Genomic DNA, 16,466 nt, shown 5'->3' on the forward strand with positions numbered 1-16,466 from the left:
CCCCTCGCGCGCCCTCAGGCGGCGGGGCGCTCCGCCGTGATCATGTAGTTCACCGCGGTGTCGCGGGCGGCCGACCAGCGTCCGCTCAGGGGATGGTAGACCACCCCGGTCGTGTCCGCGACCACGAGGCCACCGCTCTCCACCGCCCGGGCGAGCTCCTCGGGCGTGACGAACTTCTCCCAATCGTGGGTGCCGCGCGGCAGCCAGCCGAGCACGTACTCGGCGCCCACGATCGCCAGGGCGAAGGAGCGCATCGTGCGGTTGATGGTGGCGGCGAAGAACAGCCCCCCGGGGCGCACCGCCGCACAGGCCGTGCGCACGAAGGAGGCCATGTCGGCGACGTGCTCCACCACCTCCATCGCCACGACGAGGTCGAAGCGCTCGCCCGCCGCGACGACGGATTCGATGGTCTGGGGCCGGTAATCGACCGGCACGCCGGCCTCCTCGGCATGGGCCTTGGCCACCCGGATGTTGGTCGGCGCGGGGTCGAGCCCGGTGACGCGGGCGCCGAGCCGCGCCAGCGGCTCCGACAGCACGCCGCCGCCGCAGCCGATATCGACCAGGGTGAGGCCCGCCAGGGGCTCGGGGCCGAGCGGGTCGCGGCCGTGGTGCCGGCACGCCGCGTCGCGGATATAGGCGAGGCGCACCGGGTTGAAGCGGTGCAGCACCCGCATCGGCCCCGCCTCGTCCCACCACGTCGCGGCGATGCGCTCGAAGCGGGCGACTTCCCTGGCGTCGATCGAGGGTCCGGTCGGTGCGCTCATGCGCGGCAGGCTCCAGGCGGCATCCGCCTCGACCTAAGCATCATTCGCCGAAGGGGTCACCGGTTCGGCGGCGAAAAATGATGCGGGCACAAGCGACCAAGCAGAATGGCCCGATGCCGTTCTGCTCAGCGCATCGGGGGCCGCGCACCAACGGCGCCGCGCGGCCCCGGCCCGGCTCAGTGCCCGGACCGGCCCAGGAAGGCCGCGCGGGCCGCCACGGCCGTGTGGGTGAAGTCGGTGAACACCCCGTCGACCCCGAGCCGGTAGAAGGCGAGGTACTCCGCCGCCGGGTCGCCGCCGAAATCCGCCGCCAGGTACTTGGCCTCGTTGCGGAAGGTGAAGACGTGGACGAACAGGCCGGCCGCGTGCGCGTCCGCGATCAGGGAGGTCGGGGCGAGGAGCCGCGCCTGCGGCGTCGCGCCCTTGAAGGGCGTGCCGTCCGGGTTGCGCTCCGGCCAGGGCGCGATCCGCAGCGGCAGCACCTGCGGCTTCCAGGGGCCGATCCCGTCCGCGTAGGTGCGGATCTCGGCGAGGCCGGCCGGGCTCAGCATGGCGCCGAACCAGCGCGGGTCGCCCGCGAGGGTCCAGTCGTAGGGCCGGCCCTCCGTGATGCTCGCGTAGGTGACCGCGCCGGTGCGCAGGTCGACGCCGTCGCCGTCGATGAGCTGAACCACCCGGGCCTTCAGCCCATGCGCGGCCAAGTACTTCAGGCTGCTGGGCTCGAAGCTCTGCACGAAGAGCGGCGCCGTCTTGGCGTTGAGGCCGTTCGCCTCCACGATCCGCAGGAGCGCATCCTCGAGCGGGCGCTCGCCCGGGCAGCCGTTGGCCCGGGCCTGGGCGTTGTTCCAGGTCGGGTTCTTGGTCTCGGGATAGACCGCGATCGCGCGGCCGGTGCGGGCGCTCTCGGCCCTAGCGAGATCGATGATCTCCTGGAAGCTGAGGATCGGGAACTTGCCGTTCAGGGTCTTGGGGCGCTCGGTGCGGGCATCGTAGGTCGTGCCGCCGATCCAGGCCTTCAGTTCCGCCAGGGTGAAGTCGGTGATCGACCAATCCCCGGTATGGTCCTCCCCGTCGACCACGAGGGAGCGCAGCACCGAGGTCGGATCGGCCGGGTCGGTGAGGTCGGTGAGGTAGGTCTCCGGGCCGGAATCCGGCCGCGCCGGCCACGCCACCCTGACGAGGCGGCCGGGCACGGTGCGGCGGCGGCGCGCCACCTCCGGGTTGGTGCGGGCGACCTCGGCGATGTCGGTGTTGTCGCCGAGCCAGGGATTGTGCCGCGCGACGAGCACGCAATCCTTGGTGAGGTGCAGATCCTCCTCGAAGGCGTCCACTCCCAGATGGGCGGCGAGTTCGTAGGAGGGGGCGGTCTCCTCCGGCACCAGGCCCGGCAGGCCGCGATGGCCGATCACCAGGGGCGGGCGGCCGTCGAGGGTCGGGAGCTCGGCGGCCGAGGCCAGGCCGAGGCCGAGCGGAACCAGGAGGCCGGCGCCGCAGAGGCGCCGCAGGGCGGATCGAAGGGGTCGAAGCGGCATCGCGTGTCTCTCCCGCGGGGGCAGGCCGCATCTAAGCCGGCCCGGTGACGGGGGCGTGACCCGGCCGCCTTCGCGGTCCGCCGCCCTGCCGCTTTCGCGGCCCGCCGCATTGACAGGGTCTGCCCCCGCGTTTACCGGCCCCGGAATTCCGCCGCGGCCCCGCGCCGCCCGCCCCGGCAACCGTCCTTGGGTCCCATGCCCCGCCTGGTGATGAAGTTCGGCGGCACGTCCGTCGCCACGGTCGACCGCATCCGCAACGTCGCCCGCCACGTCGCCCGCGAGGTGCGGGCGGGCTACGAGGTGGCGGTCGTGGTCTCGGCGATGGCCGGCAAGACCAACGAGCTCGTGGCCTGGTGCAAGGACGCCTCGCCCCTCTACCCCCAGTCCGAGTACGACGCCGTCGTGGCCTCGGGCGAGCAGGTCACCTCGGGCCTCCTCGCCATCGTGCTCGCCCAGATGGGCATCCCGGCCCGCTCGTGGCAGGGCTGGCAGATCCCGATCGAGACCTCCGACCAGCACGGCTCGGCCCGGATCGCCCGGATCGACGGCGCCCGGCTCGATGCCGGCTTCCGGCATGGCGAGGTCGCGGTGATCGCCGGCTTCCAGGGCATCCATCCGGAGAGCGGTCGCCTGACCACCCTCGGCCGCGGCGGCTCGGACACCAGCGCGGTCGCGGTGGCGGCGGCGATCGGGGCCGAGCGCTGCGACATCTACACGGATGTGGACGGGGTCTACACCACCGATCCGCGGGTCGTGCCGAAGGCGCGGCGGCTCGAGCGCGTCGCCTTCGAGGAGATGCTGGAGATGGCCTCCCTGGGGGCCAAGGTGCTGCAGGTGCGCTCGGTCGAGCTGGCCATGGTGCACCGGGTGCCGACCACCGTCCGCTCCTCCTTCGACGACCCCGACGACGCCCGCCCCGGCACCCTCATCTGCGACGAGGACGACATCGTGGAACAGCAGATCATCACGGGCATCGCCTTCTCGAAGGACGAGGCCCAGATCACGCTCCGCCGGGTGAAGGACAAGCCCGGCATCGCGGCCGCCATCTTCGGCCCGCTCGCCGACGCCAACATCAACGTCGACATGATCATCCAGGTCGTGTCGGGCGACGGCGCGACCACCGACATGACCTTCACGGTGCCGGCGGGCGATTACGAGCGGGCGCGGGCGATCCTCGACGCGCAGGCCGGAACGATCGAGTTCGAGCGCATCGAGGGCGCCACCGACGTGGTGAAGATCTCGGCGATCGGCGTCGGCATGCGCAGCCACGCCGGCGTCGCCGCCAAGGCCTTCCGGGCGCTGGCCGACAAGGGCATCAACATCCGGGCGATCACCACCTCGGAGATCAAGTTCTCGGTGCTGATCGACGCCGCCTACACGGAGCTGGCGGTGCGCACCCTGCACGCGCTCTACGGCCTCGATCGCGCCTGACCCCTGCGACTTTCGCCCGAACCGGGCCGCCGCGGGGACGCGGCGCTTGCCCGGCGGGCGCGGGACTCGCTATACGGCCGTGACAGGGCCGGTCCGGCCGCACCGCTCGCGCCGGCGTCTTCCGGTTGCACTGCACCGGGCCAGGCCCGCTCAAGGGGTGGAAGTCGAGACGATGCCCGCTGCGCCTGGAGGCCCGCGCCTGCTTCTGCGCCGCCTCCGTGAAGCCATGGCGGAGCCGGTCAGCGCCCAGGCGCGCCTCGACCGCATCGTCGTGATCATCGCCGCCAACATGGTGGCCGAGGTCTGCTCGGTCTACGTGCTGCGCGACGACGGCATGCTGGAGCTCTTCGCCACCGAGGGCCTCAACCGCGAGGCGGTCCACCTCACCAAGATGCGGGCCGGCGAGGGCCTGGTCGGCCTGATCGCCGCCACGGCCGAGCCGCTCTCGCTCTCGGACGCCCAGTCGCACCCGGCCTTCTCGTACCGGCCCGAGACCGGCGAGGAGATCTACCACGCCTTCCTGGGCGTGCCGCTCCTGCGCGCCGGCAACACGATGGGCGTGCTGGTGGTCCAGAACCGGACCTACCGGGTCTATTCCGAGGAGGAGATCGAGGCCCTCCAGACCACCGCGATGGTGCTCGCCGAGATGCTCGCCTCCGGGGAGCTGCAGGCCCTCTCGCCAGGCACGGTCAGCGCCTCGCGCCGGGCGCTGAGCCAGTCCGGCGTCGCGCTGGCGGACGGCGTCGGGCTCGGCCACGTGGTCCTGCACGAGCCGCGCATCGTGGTGAAGAACCTGATCGCCGAGAACGTCGAGCGCGAGGTCGCCCGCCTCGACGCGGCGATCGCCGAGGTGCGCTCGGCCATCGACGACCTCGTCGAGCGCGGGGACGTGGCCGGGGCGGGCGAGCACCGCGAGGTGCTGGAGACGGTCCGGATGTTCGCCCACGACCAGGGCTGGCTGCGGCGCATGCGCGAGGCGGTGCTCTCGGGCCTCACCGCCGAGGCGGCGGTGGAGCGGGTCCAGTCCGACAACCGCGCCCGCATGCTGCGCCAGAGCGACCCCTACCTGCGCGAGCGCCTGCACGACCTCGACGACCTTGCCAACCGGCTGCTGCGCCAGCTCGTCGGCAGCCAGGGCACCGCCCAGGGCTCGCTGCCCGAGAACGCGATCCTGGTCGCCCGCTCCATGGGCCCGGCCGCCCTGCTCGACTACGACCGGGCGCGGCTGCGCGGCGTGGTCCTGGAGGAGGGCGGGCCGACCAGCCACATCGCCATCGTGGCGCGCGCGCTCGGCATCCCGGCGGTGGGCGAGGTCGCCAACGCCACCGCGCTCGTCGAGGCGGGCGACGCGATCATCGTCGATGGCGGCGCGGGCGAGGTGCAGATCCGCCCCGGCCCGGAGGTGGAGGCGGCCTACGGGGAGAAGGCGCGGCTGCGCGCCCGCCGCCAGGAGCAGTACCGCGCCCTGCGCGACCTGCCCTCGGTGACCCGCGACGGCGTCGAGGTCGCCCTGCAGCTCAATGCCGGCCTCCTGGTCGACATGTCGCATCTGCAGGAGACCGGGGCGCAGGGCGTCGGGCTGTTCCGCACCGAGCTGCAATTCATGGTGGCCGAGCGCATGCCCTCGGCGGCCGAGCAGCAGAGCCTCTACGAGGCGGTCTACGCCGCGGCGGGCGACCTGCCGGTCACCATCCGCACCCTCGACATCGGCGGCGACAAGATCCTGCCCTACATGAAGGGGCCCGAGGAGGAGAACCCGGCGCTGGGCTGGCGGGCAATCCGCATCGGCCTCGACCGGCCCGGCCTGCTGCGCATGCAGCTGCGCGCCCTGCTCAAGGCGGCGGGCGGGCGGCCCCTCAAGATCATGTTCCCGATGGTCGCGACGGTGGACGAGTTCGTGCGCGCCAAGGCGATCGTCGAGCGCGAGAAGGCCCACCTCTCCCGCCACGGCCACGCGCTCCCCTCCGAGTGCCGGCTCGGCGTCATGGTCGAGGTGCCCTCGCTCCTGTTCCAGATGGACGAGATCGCGGCCGCCGCCGACTTCCTCTCGGTGGGCTCGAACGACCTGATGCAGTTCCTGTTCGCGGTGGACCGCGAGAACCGGCAGGTCGCCAACCGCTTCGACCCGCTCTGCGCGGCGGCCCTGCGCGCCTTCGGGCTCATCGCCGAGCGGGCGGACGCGGCCGGGACTCCGGTCACGGTCTGCGGCGAGATCGGCGGCCGCCCCCTGGAGGCGCTGGCGCTGATCGGCCTCGGCTACCGGGCGCTCTCGATGTCGCCGGCCTCGATCGGGCCCGTGAAGGCGATGGTGCTGAACGTCAACGCGGCCGAGGTCGGCGCCTTCCTGCGGGCGGAGATCGCCCGCACCGGCAACGGCACCTCCCTGCGGCCGGCCCTCGCCGCCTACGCGGAGGCGCATGGCATCCCGGTCTGAGGCCCGGCGCTCCGCGGAAAGTGCAAGGCTCCTCCCCCCCTGCGCCGCCTCGTCAGCCGGCGCAGACCTGCTATACGCCTGCGGTCCGCGCTTCGGCGCAAGCGGCCGCTGCCGGCTGAATCCGGCCCGGATCGAGCCCATATCCCCGGCGATGATTGCGATACCTTCCGACAGACTGGACGCCATCCTGGCGCGGCACGACATCGTCACGGCGACGCTGAGCGCCGGCGAGGCCGATTCCGAGAGCTTCGTCCAGCTCTCGCGCGAGCTCTCGGACCTCGACGACGTCGTGGCGGCGATCCGCGCCTACCGCGCCGCCGAGGCCGAGCTGCGCGGCGTCGAGGCCATGCTGCAGGAGGGCGACCCCGAGATGCGGGCGCTCGCCGCCGAGGAGAAGCCGGAGGTCGAGGCGGCCCGCGACGCCGCCGCCAAGGCGCTGCAGATCATGCTGCTGCCCAAGGACGCCGCCGACGAGAAGAGCGCGATCCTGGAGATCCGGGCCGGCACCGGCGGCGACGAGGCCGCGCTGTTCGCGGGCGACCTGCTGCGCATGTACGCCCGCTACGCCGACCTCAAGGGCTGGAAGATCGAGGTCGTGTCCGAGAGCCCGGGCACGATGGGCGGCTACCGCGAGGTGGTCGCCGAGGTGAAGGGCCGGGGCGTGTTCGCGCGGCTGAAATTCGAGAGCGGCGCCCACCGGGTGCAGCGCGTGCCCGAGACCGAGACGCAGGGGCGCATCCACACCTCCGCGGCCACCGTGGCGGTGCTGCCCGAGGCCGAGGAGGTGGACATCCACGTCAACGAGGCCGACCTCAAGATCGACACGATGCGGGCCCAGGGCGCGGGCGGCCAGCACGTCAACAAGACCGAATCGGCCATCCGCATCACCCACATCCCGAGCGGCATCGTGGTCTTCGTCCAGGAGGAGCGCTCCCAGCACAAGAACCGCGCCCGCGCGATGGCGGTGCTGCGCGCGCGGCTCTACGAGCAGGAGCGGAGCCAGAAGGACGCGGCCCGCGCCGCCGACCGCCGGGCCCAGGTCGGCAGCGGCGACCGCTCCGAGCGCATCCGCACCTACAATTTCCCGCAGGGGCGGGTCACGGATCACCGCATCAACCTGACCCTCTACAAGCTGGAGGAGGTGCTGGCCGGGACCGCCCTCGACGAACTCGTCGACGCCCTGGTGACCGAGCACCAGGCCGCGCTCCTCGCCGCGGAGGGGCTCGGGTGAGCGAGCCGGTGCCGGGCGGCCTCGGCCTCTCCGCCGCGCTCGGTCGGGCGAGCGCCTACCTCGCCGGGTGCGGGATCGCGACCGCCGCCCTCGACGCGCGCCTGATCCTGACCGAGACCCTGGGCGTGAGCCGGGTCGACCTCCTCCTGGGCGCGGATGGGCCCCTCGACGAGGCGCAGGCGCGCAGCCTGTCGGCGGCCCTGCGGCGGCGGGCCTCGGGCGAGCCGGTGGCCCGGATCCTCGGCGCCTGGGAATTCTGGGGCCTGCCCTTCCGCCTCTCCCCGGACACCCTGGTGCCGCGGCCGGACACCGAGACCCTGGTCGAGGCGGCCCTGGACCTCGGCCATCCCCGAGACGCGGCCCTGCGCCTCCTCGACCTCGGCACCGGCTCGGGCTGCCTCCTCGTGGCGCTCCTCAGCGAGTGGCCGCGCGCGGAGGGCGTCGGAATCGACCTCTCCCTCGAAGCCCTCCGCACCGCGCGGGCCAACGCCGCCCGGAACGGCGTCGGGGCCCGCGCGGCCTGGCTGCGGGGCGACTGGGCCGCCGCCCTGGCCGGCCGATTCGACGTCGCGGTCGCGAATCCGCCCTACATCGCCGCGAACCTCATCCCGGGCCTCGCCCCCGAGGTGCGCGACCACGATCCCCGCCTCGCCCTCGACGGCGGCGCCGATGGACTTGACTGCTACCGCGTCATTCTCGCGCAGGCGGCGGACTTCCTGGCCCCGGGGGGACATCTGGTCGTGGAGATCGGCTACGATCAGGAGGAGGCGCTGCGTCACTTGGCGGAGGCTGCGGGATTGCGGGTCGTGGTCGTCCGGCGCGACCTCGCCGGCCATCCGCGGGCCGCATTGCTGGCCCGCGAACCGGATTCCTCTGGTTCCTGATGCCGTTGCCTCTGATTTCGCTTGGCTCCTGCGGCCGAACCCGCTAACGTCCTCGCGCAGATCGCGAATGGTCCGGTAAGCCAGCCTGGCAAAGGTGAGACCTCTTCTCCAGGCGCGGACCTTGGACGATCTTCCCCACCGGACAGACCAAGGGGCACGAAGCGGTCCGGTTCGGTGGTCCGTATCTGACAATCGCTGGGCGACCCAAACCTGCGTGAGCCCGCGGATGTGCAGTGAACGACGGACATCGTCGCGGGATCGCGGACGGGCTCCTGGCCTGGCCGGATCACCGCAGACGGACCGATCGCTCAGTCGAGTCCCCTTGAGTTGTCGTCGAACGAGGGTCAGTCGAGACCGATGAGACCAAACCAGAACCGGCGTATGCGTGGCCGCAACCGCAACAAAGGCCCGAATCCGCTCACCCGGGCCTACGAATCCAACGGTCCCGACGTCAAGATCCGCGGCACGGCCCAGCACATCGCCGAGAAGTACGCCCAGCTCGCGCGCGACGCGCAGGCCAACGGCGATCCGGTGATGGCGGAGAACTACTTCCAGCACGGCGAGCATTACCACCGCATCATCGCCGCCGCGAACGAGCAGTACCGGCAGCAATTCGGCGGCTTCCGCCAGCCCTTCGACGAGGACGACGAGGGCGACGACGACTCGCCCCAGGCGAACGGCTACCCGGCCGGTCCCGAGATGCGCGGGCCGAACGGCTACGCCCAGAACGGCTACGGCCACGCCGACGAGTACGTCGATCCCGGCCAGCAGCCGCAGCCCTACGAGGCCCGCGACGACCGCGCCGGGCGCTTCGACCGGCAGCCGGATCGCCGCGACCGCTTCCAGAACCGCGAGCGGCCGCAGCGCCAGGACCGTCCGGAACGCTACGAGCGCCAGGACCGGCCCGAGCGCCAGGACCGGCCGGAGCGCCAGGACCGGCCCGAGCGCCAGGACCGGCCGGAGCGCCAGGACCGGCAGGACCGGCCCGACAGGCAGGGCGAGCCGCGCCAGGAATTCCGCGGCGAGCCGCGCCAGGACGGTTACCGCGACGGGCCCCGGCAGGGCGACGCGCCCCGGCCGGAGGGCGGACGCCGCGAGCGGCCGGAGCGCCCGCGGCGCGAGGAGATGCGCCAGGATCCGCGTCAGGATCCGCCGGCGGCCGAGGAGACCGGGCTTCCGGCCTTCCTGACCAACCCGGTCCGCCCGGCCCCGGCGCCCGCCCCGGTCGCGGCGGCGCCGGGCGACGAGGCACCGCAGGCGCCCGCCTCGGAAGCCGGCGACGCCCCCGCCCGCCCGCGCCGCCGCCGCCGCACCCGCTACGAGGGGGCGCCGCAGGACGGGGCCGAGGGCGGCACGGACCTGTTCCCGCCCAAGGCCCAGGCCGACGCGCCGTCGGAGTGAGGAGCGGGACCGCCGCGTGAGCCGGGAGGGGCACCCCTCCCGGCCGGCACCCGCGGGCGCCGGCGCGGCCCTCCCCGCCGCGGCGGGGATGCCGGGACAGCCGCGCGGCACCGCGGGGCCCGGCCCGGAATGCGGGCGCATGAGGACGGTATCCGTGTCACAGACCTACGACGTGATCGTGCTCGGGATCGGCGGCATGGGATCGGCCGCCTGCTGGCAGCTCGCCCGGCGCGGCCAGCGCGTGCTCGGCCTCGAGCGCTTCGACATCCCCCACGCCATGGGCTCCTCCCACGGCGCCAACCGCATCATCCGCCTCGCCTATTTCGAGGACCCGGCCTACGTGCCGCTGCTGCGGCGCGCCTACGCCAATTGGCGCGAGGCCGAATCGCGCTTCGGCGAGCGGCTGCTCTTCGTCACCGGCTCGGTGGATGCCGGGCCGGAGGACAGCCGGATCGTCGCCGGCGCCGTGGAGGCCTGCCGGATCCACGACCTGCCCCACGAGCTCCTTTCCGCCCGCGACCTCAACGCCCGCTTCCCGGGCTACGCGCTGCCGGCCGGCCACCTCGCCCTGCTGCAGCCGGAGGGCGGCTTCGTCGCCTCGGAGCGCGCCATCGTCGCCCACGTCGCTCTGGCGCAGGCCGAGGGCGCCGAGATCCGCGCCCGGGAGCCGGCCCTGTCCTGGGAACCCGTCGCGGGCGGCGTGCGCGTCCGCACGGCGCGCGGCACCTACGAGGCCGGGCGCCTCGTCCTGACGGCGGGCGCCTGGATGCAGGACCTCGTGCCGGCCCTCGCCGGCCGCGCGGTGCCCGAGCGGCAGGTGCTCGGCTGGTTCCAGCCCGCCATGCCGGACGCCTTCGCGCTCGGCCGCTTCCCGGTCTTCAACGCCCTCTTCGACGAGGGCCACTTCTACGGCTTCCCGGTCTGGGGCCTGCCGGGCTTCAAGATCGGCCTCTACCACCACCTGCGCGAGACCGGCCCCGCCGACGCGATCGACCGCGAGGTCCATCCCCGGGACGAGGCGGTGCTGCGGGAGGCGGTGCGGCGCTACTTCCCGCACGCGGACGGGCCCACCATGGCCCTGCGCTCCTGCCTCTTCACGAACACGCCCGACGAGCACTTCGTCATCGACACCCTGCCCGACTGTCCCCAGGTCGTGGTCGCCTCGCCCTGCTCGGGCCACGGCTACAAGTTCTGCAGCGTGGTCGGCGAGATCCTGGCCGACCTCGCCACGACCGGGCGCACGGGCTTCGACATCTCCCTCTTCGGCCTCGGCCGCCTCGCCTGACCCGGCCGCGCGCGGCAGGATGGCGGGACCCGCGCCGCGCGGGCCCCCGGGGAGGACGGGATGCTGACGCTGCGACAGATCGAGGTCGCCCGGGCCATCATGGTCTCCGGGACGATCGCCGGGGCGGCCCGGCTCCTCAACGTCTCGGCGCCCGGCATCAGCCGCCTGATGAAGTACACCGAGGCCGCGCTCGGCATGCGGCTGTTCGACCGCCAGGGCGGCCGCCTCGTCCCCTCGCAGCAGGCGCGCGCCGTCTTCGACCAGATCAACGCCGTCTACGACAGGGTCGAGGATCTCCGCTACGTCGTGGCCCGCACGCAGAGCGGCAGCGGCCAGGAGCTGCTGATCGGCTCGGTGCCGTCCATCTGCCACGTCATGGTGCCCCGCGCGGTGGAGCGCCTGCGCGCCAAGCACCCGCAGCTGCTCATCGACATCAACATCCTCAAGCTCGAGGAGGCGATCGACTACCTGCTGCTCGGCAAGGGGGAGGTGGTGGCGATGAGCTACCGGCTCGACCATCCGGGCCTCGCCTTCGAGCCCCTCGCCCGCGGCAGCCTGCTCTGCATCGTGCCCGAATCCCATCCCCTCGCCGGGCGCGACGCGATCGAGGCGCGGGAGATCGTCCGCTACCCGCTGATCGGGATCGACCCCAACGACCCCTACGGGCGCGTCATGGCCGACATCTTCCGGGAGCGGCGCCTCGCCTACGAGATCACCATCCGGGCGCGCTTCGGCACCACGGTCTGCGCCCTGGTCCGGGCCGGCCTCGGCATCGCGGTGATCGACCAGTTCACCATCGCGGAGGGCGCCTTCCCGGGCATCCGGGTCCTGCGCATCGCCGAGGCCCCGACCTTCCAGACCTGGACCGCCACCAAGGCCGGCAGCAGCCCGAGCCTGTTCGCCTCGAACTTCGTGAGCCTCCTGCGCCAGGAGATGACGCGCGAGGCGGAAGGGGCCGCCGGGCCCGGCGGACCGTAACATGATGTTACGATCGTCGCCCAACTTGGTATTTTGGATAGCCGGCTCGTCTGCAGTATGTCTCGCCGCAGGGAGGCCCGGTCCGGCCGGGCAAATTCAGACCTGAAGAGGCATAGCAGGTCATGGCAAAATCACAGCAGAACCGTGCCCTCCTCGGCCTGATCGGCGCGCCGATCAAGCATTCGGCCTCGCCGGCCATGCACGAGGCGGCCGCCGAGGCGCTCGGGATGCGGGCGCATTACCAGCTCATCGAGATCGCCGGGGCGGATGCGGGGCTGCTGCGCAGCCTGCTCGACGGCGTGCGCCACCTCGGCTTTGCGGGCGTCAACGTCACCTTCCCGTACAAGGAGGCGGTGCTTCCCCTGCTCGACGACCTCTCGCCGGGGGCCCGCGCGGTGGGCGCGGTCAACACCGTGGTGGTCGAGGGCGGGCGCCTGATCGGCCACAACACCGACGCGAGCGGGTTCGGCCGCGCCCTCGTCCAGACCTTCGGTCCGGCCCCGGCCGGCCCGGTGGCGCTGATCGGGGCGGGGGGCGTCGGCAAGGCGATCGCGGTGGCGCTGAGCGACGTCCCCGGCACGGAGATCCGCCTCGTCGACACCGACCCGGCCAAGGCCCGGGCGCTTGCGGCCTCCCTGGACGGGCGGGCCGAGATCCGGGTCTGCGCGGGTGCCGAGGAGGCGCTGGCGGGCGCGCGCGGCCTCGTCAACGGGACGCCGATCGGCATGCTGCCGAACCGCGACGCGCCGGTGCCCCTCCACCTGCTGCGGCCGGACCTGTGGGTGGCCGACGCGGTCTACTCGCCGCTCTGGACGCCGCTCCTCACCGCGGCCCGCGCGCTCGGCGCCCCGACCATGACCGGCCGCGCCCTCGCGATCCACCAGGCCCTCGACGCGTTCCGGCTGTTCACCGGCCGCGAGGCGCCGCAGGCCGCGATGGAGCGGGCCTTCGACGCGATCATCGCGGCCCGCGCCGCCTGAGCCGCGGCCAAGTCGCGCCGTGGTGAAGTCCCGCCGCGGGCGGGACCGGCGCTCTTTCGGTGAAGGCCGCCGCTCCGACGCGGCGTCCGCCTTCGCCCACCAACAATAACCAAACCCGCACCACTACACCTGGAGGAAACCGAGATGGCCACCACGCTCGACCGGGCGTCGCATACCCGCCAGCAATCCAAGAAGGCCGCGGCGAGCGGCTGGATCGGATCCGCGCTCGAATACTACGACTTCTTCATCTACGCGACGGCGGCATCGCTGATCTTCCCGCAGATCTTCTTTCCCGCCGGCAACCCGACGGTGGCGATCGTGGCCTCGCTCGCCACCTACGGCGTCGGCTACGTCAGCCGGCCGATCGGCGCCTTCGTGCTCGGCCACTGGGGCGACACCCACGGGCGCAAGAACGTGCTGATCCTGTGCATGTTCCTGATGGGCCTCTCCACCATCGCGGTCGGCCTGCTGCCGACCTACGAGCAGGTCGGGATCCTGGCGCCGGTGCTGCTGGTGATCCTGCGGCTCATCCAGGGCTTCGCGGTGGCCGGGGAGATCTCGGGGGCGAGCTCGATGATCCTCGAACACGCGCCCTTCGGCCGCCGCGGCTTCTTCGCGAGCTTCACGCTCCAGGGCGTGCAGGCGGGGCAGATCCTGGCCGCGGCCGTGTTCCTGCCGCTGGCCCACTTCATGCCGGCGGAGGCGTTCAATGCCTGGGGTTGGCGGATCCCGTTCCTGCTCAGCGTCGTGGTGATCGTGGCGGGCTTCGTCATCCGCCGCGAGGTCGAGGAGACCCCCGCCTTCGCCAAGGAGGGCGCGCGGGGCGAGATCCCGCACTCGCCGGTGATCGAGGCCTTCCGCTCCAGCTCGGCCGACATGGCACGGGTCGTCTGCATGGCGCTGATGAACGTGATCCCGGTCGTGGCGACGATCTTCGGCGCGGCCTACGCGGTCCAGCCGGCCTACGGGATCGGCTTCGAGAAGGACATCTATCTCTGGATCCCGGTCCTCGGCAACATCGTGGCGGTGGCGGTGATCCCCTTCGTCGGCAACCTGTCGGACCGGATCGGGCGGCGCCCGCCGATCATCGTGGGCGCCCTCGCCTCGGGCCTGCTGTCCTTCGGCTATCTCTACGCCATCAGCATCCACAACGTGCCGCTCGCGATCCTGATGTCCCTGCTGATGTGGGGCGTCGTCTACCAGGGCTACAACGCGGTCTATCCGAGCTTCTACCCGGAGCTCTTCCCGACCCGGACCCGCGTCTCGGCGATGGCGATCTCCCAGAACGTCGGCACGGCGATCACCGCGATGCTGCCGGCCCTGTTCACCGCGGTGGCGCCGCCCGGCGCGGCCAACATCCCGCTCACCATCGGGGCGCTCGCCTTCGGCATCACGGTGATCGCGGCGGCGGCGGCCTACAGCGCCCGCGAGACCTACCGCATTCCGATGAAGGACCTCGGCGAGCCGGGCGCGCAGCCCCTCGGCAAGCAGGATTACGAGCGCCTGCGGGCGCAGGAACTCTCGGGCGGCCGCCTCGCGGGCGCCTGATCCGACGGGCGGGCGCGGGGCAAGGCTCCGCGCCCGCCCGGTGCCGGGCTCCGGAAGCCCCACCTGCCAACGGGAGACCCCGCATGAAGCTCGCGATCGCGACCGTTTGCCTGAGCGGCACCCTCGGCGAGAAGCTGGAGGCCATCGCCGCGGCCGGCTTCTCGGAGGTCGAGATCTTCGAGAACGACCTCCTCTCCTTCAGCGGCACGCCCCGGGACCTGCGCCGCCGGGCGGAGGATCTCGGCCTCGCCGTCGCCGTCTACCAGCCCTTCCGCGACTTCGAGGGGATGCCGGCGCCGCAGCGCGCCAAGGCCTTCGCCCGGGCCGAGCGCAAGTTCGACACGATGCAGGAGCTCGGCTGCGACCTCCTGATGGTGTGCTCCAACGTCTCGCCCGACAGCCTGGGCGGGCTCGACCGGGCGGCGGAGGATTTTCGCGAACTCGGCGAGCGCGCGGCCCGGCGCGGCATGCGGGTCGGCTACGAGGCCCTGGCCTGGGGCCGGCACGTCAGCGATTACCGCGACGCCTGGGAGATCGTGCGCCGGGCCGATCATCCGGCCGTCGGCTTCGTCCTCGACAGCTTCCACGTGCTCGCCCGGGGCACCGATCTCGGGGCGATCCGCTCCATCCCGCGGGAGAAGATCGTCCTGGTGCAGATGGCCGACGCGCCCCGCCTCGCCATGGATCACCTCTCCTGGAGCCGCCACTACCGCTGCTTCCCGGGCCAGGGCGACCTGCCGATCCCGGCCTTCGTGGACGCGCTCGGGGCGACGGGCTTCGACGGGATCCTGTCGCTGGAGATCTTCAGCGACCGCTTCCGGGCGGGCTCGGCCCGCGGCGTCGCCCTCGACGGGCGCCGCTCGCTCCTCGTCATGCTCGACGACCTGCGCCGCCGGGCGGGCGCGCCGGAGGATCCCGCCGGGCGGGGGCCGGCCCCTCTCCTGCCCGCCCTGCCGCCGCGGGCCGCCTGCGAGGGGATCGAGTTCATCGAGTTCGCCATGGACGAGGAGGAGGCGCGGGCATTCGAATCGGTCCTGTCCGGCCTCGGCTTCGCCCGGACCGCCCGCCACCGCTCCAAGGCCGTGACCCGCTGGAGCCAGGGCGCGATCAACCTCGTGGTCAATACCGAGAAGGAGGGCTTCGCCCATTCCTTCCAGGTCACGCACGGCGCCTCGGTCTGCGCGGTCGCGCTGCGGGTCGACGATGCGGGCGCGGCTCTGGAGCGGGCGCGCGCCCTCCTCGACGAGCCGTTCCGGCAGGCGGTGGCGCCGGGCGAACTCGACATCCCGGCCGTCCGCGGCGTCGGCGGCAGCCTGCTCTACCTCGTCGATCGCCGCAGCGGCCTCGACCGCCTCTGGGACGTGGATTTCGAGCCCCTCGCTCCGGAGCCGGTCCGCGGCGCCGGGCTCGTCGCCGTCGATCACCTCGCCCAGAGCATGCGCCACGAGGAGATGCTGACCTGGCTCCTGTTCTACACCGGGCTGTTCGACCTCGCGAAGCTGCCCGTGCAGGACGTGGTCGATCCGGGCGGCGTGGTCGAGAGCCAGGCCGTCGAGGCCCCGGGCGCGGCCCTGCGCCTCGTCCTCAACGCCTCGCAGAGCAGCCGCACCCTCTCCTCGCGCTTCCTGTCGGAGGCGCTCGGCGGCGGGGTGCAGCACGTGGCGCTCGCCACCGACGACATCGTCGCCACCGTCGCGTCCCTGCGCGCCGCCGGGGTCGCGCTCCTGCCGATTCCGGAGAACTACTACGACGACCTGGAGGCCCGCACCGACCTGCCGCCCGAGACCCTGGCGCGGCTGCGCGACGGGAACATCCTGTACGACCGCGAGGGCGGGGCCGAGTTCTTCCAGGTCTACACCCGCGGCCTCCTCGGCGGCGGCTTCGCCTTCGAGATCGTCGAGCGGCGCGGCTATCGCGGCTACGGCGCCGCGAATGCCCCGATCCGGCTTGCGGCCCAGACCCGCCTGGCCCCACATCCGGCCCTCCCCACCCGGTAAG

General features: G+C 72.9%; 12 protein-coding genes. 10 read left to right on the forward strand and 2 right to left on the reverse strand.

Annotated elements, in window-relative coordinates; genetic code table 11:
• Window positions 1–14: 14 nt before the first annotated feature.
• Together ubiG and QA634_RS23850 are read right to left on the reverse strand one after the other, a co-directional pair.
• The gene (gene ubiG / locus QA634_RS23845; protein WP_012334461.1) at window positions 15–764 is read right to left on the reverse strand and encodes a bifunctional 2-polyprenyl-6-hydroxyphenol methylase/3-demethylubiquinol 3-O-methyltransferase UbiG; all 750 of its coding nucleotides are present in this window, start codon (window positions 762–764) and stop codon (window positions 15–17) included.
• Window positions 765–940: 176 nt separating this feature from the next.
• Window positions 941–2,296, reverse strand: a complete 1,356-nt coding sequence (locus tag QA634_RS23850) for a glycerophosphodiester phosphodiesterase family protein (RefSeq protein WP_012334462.1) — start codon at window positions 2,294–2,296, stop codon at window positions 941–943.
• Window positions 2,297–2,491: 195 nt separating this feature from the next.
• On the opposite strand from QA634_RS23850, the gene QA634_RS23855 reads away from it, so the two are divergent.
• The 10 genes from QA634_RS23855 (at window position 2,492) to QA634_RS23900 (ending at window position 16,465) form a co-directional block, all read left to right on the forward strand.
• Window positions 2,492–3,727: an aspartate kinase gene (locus tag QA634_RS23855; protein ID WP_012334463.1), complete on the forward strand. Its 1,236-nt coding sequence runs from the start codon at window positions 2,492–2,494 to the stop codon at window positions 3,725–3,727.
• Window positions 3,728–3,899: 172 nt separating this feature from the next.
• On the forward strand, window positions 3,900–6,161 hold the full coding sequence (ptsP, locus tag QA634_RS23860) for a phosphoenolpyruvate--protein phosphotransferase (protein WP_026190438.1): 2,262 nt from the start codon (window positions 3,900–3,902) through the stop codon (window positions 6,159–6,161).
• Between the two features lie 151 nt (window positions 6,162–6,312).
• Window positions 6,313–7,392 carry a peptide chain release factor 1 gene (prfA, locus tag QA634_RS23865; protein WP_012334465.1) on the forward strand — a complete coding sequence of 360 codons (1,080 nt, stop codon included), beginning with the start codon at window positions 6,313–6,315 and terminating at the stop codon, window positions 7,390–7,392.
• A complete protein-coding gene (prmC, locus tag QA634_RS23870) occupies window positions 7,389–8,276 on the forward strand; it encodes a peptide chain release factor N(5)-glutamine methyltransferase (RefSeq protein WP_012334466.1) in 888 nt (295 codons plus the stop codon). The genes prfA and prmC overlap by 4 nt, the downstream gene beginning before the upstream one ends.
• 381 nt (window positions 8,277–8,657) lie before the next feature.
• The gene (locus QA634_RS23875) at window positions 8,658–9,677 is read left to right on the forward strand and encodes a DUF4167 domain-containing protein (protein ID WP_018259579.1); all 1,020 of its coding nucleotides are present in this window, start codon (window positions 8,658–8,660) and stop codon (window positions 9,675–9,677) included.
• A 154-nt stretch (window positions 9,678–9,831) separates the two neighbouring features.
• The gene (solA, locus tag QA634_RS23880; protein ID WP_012334468.1) at window positions 9,832–10,962 is read left to right on the forward strand and encodes an N-methyl-L-tryptophan oxidase; all 1,131 of its coding nucleotides are present in this window, start codon (window positions 9,832–9,834) and stop codon (window positions 10,960–10,962) included.
• 60 nt (window positions 10,963–11,022) lie between these two features.
• Window positions 11,023–11,940 (forward strand): LysR family transcriptional regulator, encoded by a 918-nt coding sequence (locus tag QA634_RS23885; RefSeq protein WP_012334469.1) that lies wholly within the window; start codon window positions 11,023–11,025, stop codon window positions 11,938–11,940.
• A 122-nt stretch (window positions 11,941–12,062) separates the two neighbouring features.
• Window positions 12,063–12,920 (forward strand): shikimate dehydrogenase, encoded by an 858-nt coding sequence (locus QA634_RS23890; protein ID WP_012334470.1) that lies wholly within the window; start codon window positions 12,063–12,065, stop codon window positions 12,918–12,920.
• Window positions 12,921–13,064: 144 nt separating this feature from the next.
• Window positions 13,065–14,468, forward strand: a complete 1,404-nt coding sequence (locus tag QA634_RS23895; protein WP_012334471.1) for an MFS transporter — start codon at window positions 13,065–13,067, stop codon at window positions 14,466–14,468.
• Window positions 14,469–14,551: 83 nt separating this feature from the next.
• Window positions 14,552–16,465, forward strand: a complete 1,914-nt coding sequence (locus tag QA634_RS23900) for a bifunctional sugar phosphate isomerase/epimerase/4-hydroxyphenylpyruvate dioxygenase family protein (protein ID WP_012334472.1) — start codon at window positions 14,552–14,554, stop codon at window positions 16,463–16,465.
• The last annotated feature ends 1 nt before the right edge of the window (window position 16,466 follow it).

This window comes from Methylobacterium sp. CB376 (assembly GCF_029714205.1).
GTDB lineage: Bacteria > Pseudomonadota > Alphaproteobacteria > Rhizobiales > Beijerinckiaceae > Methylobacterium.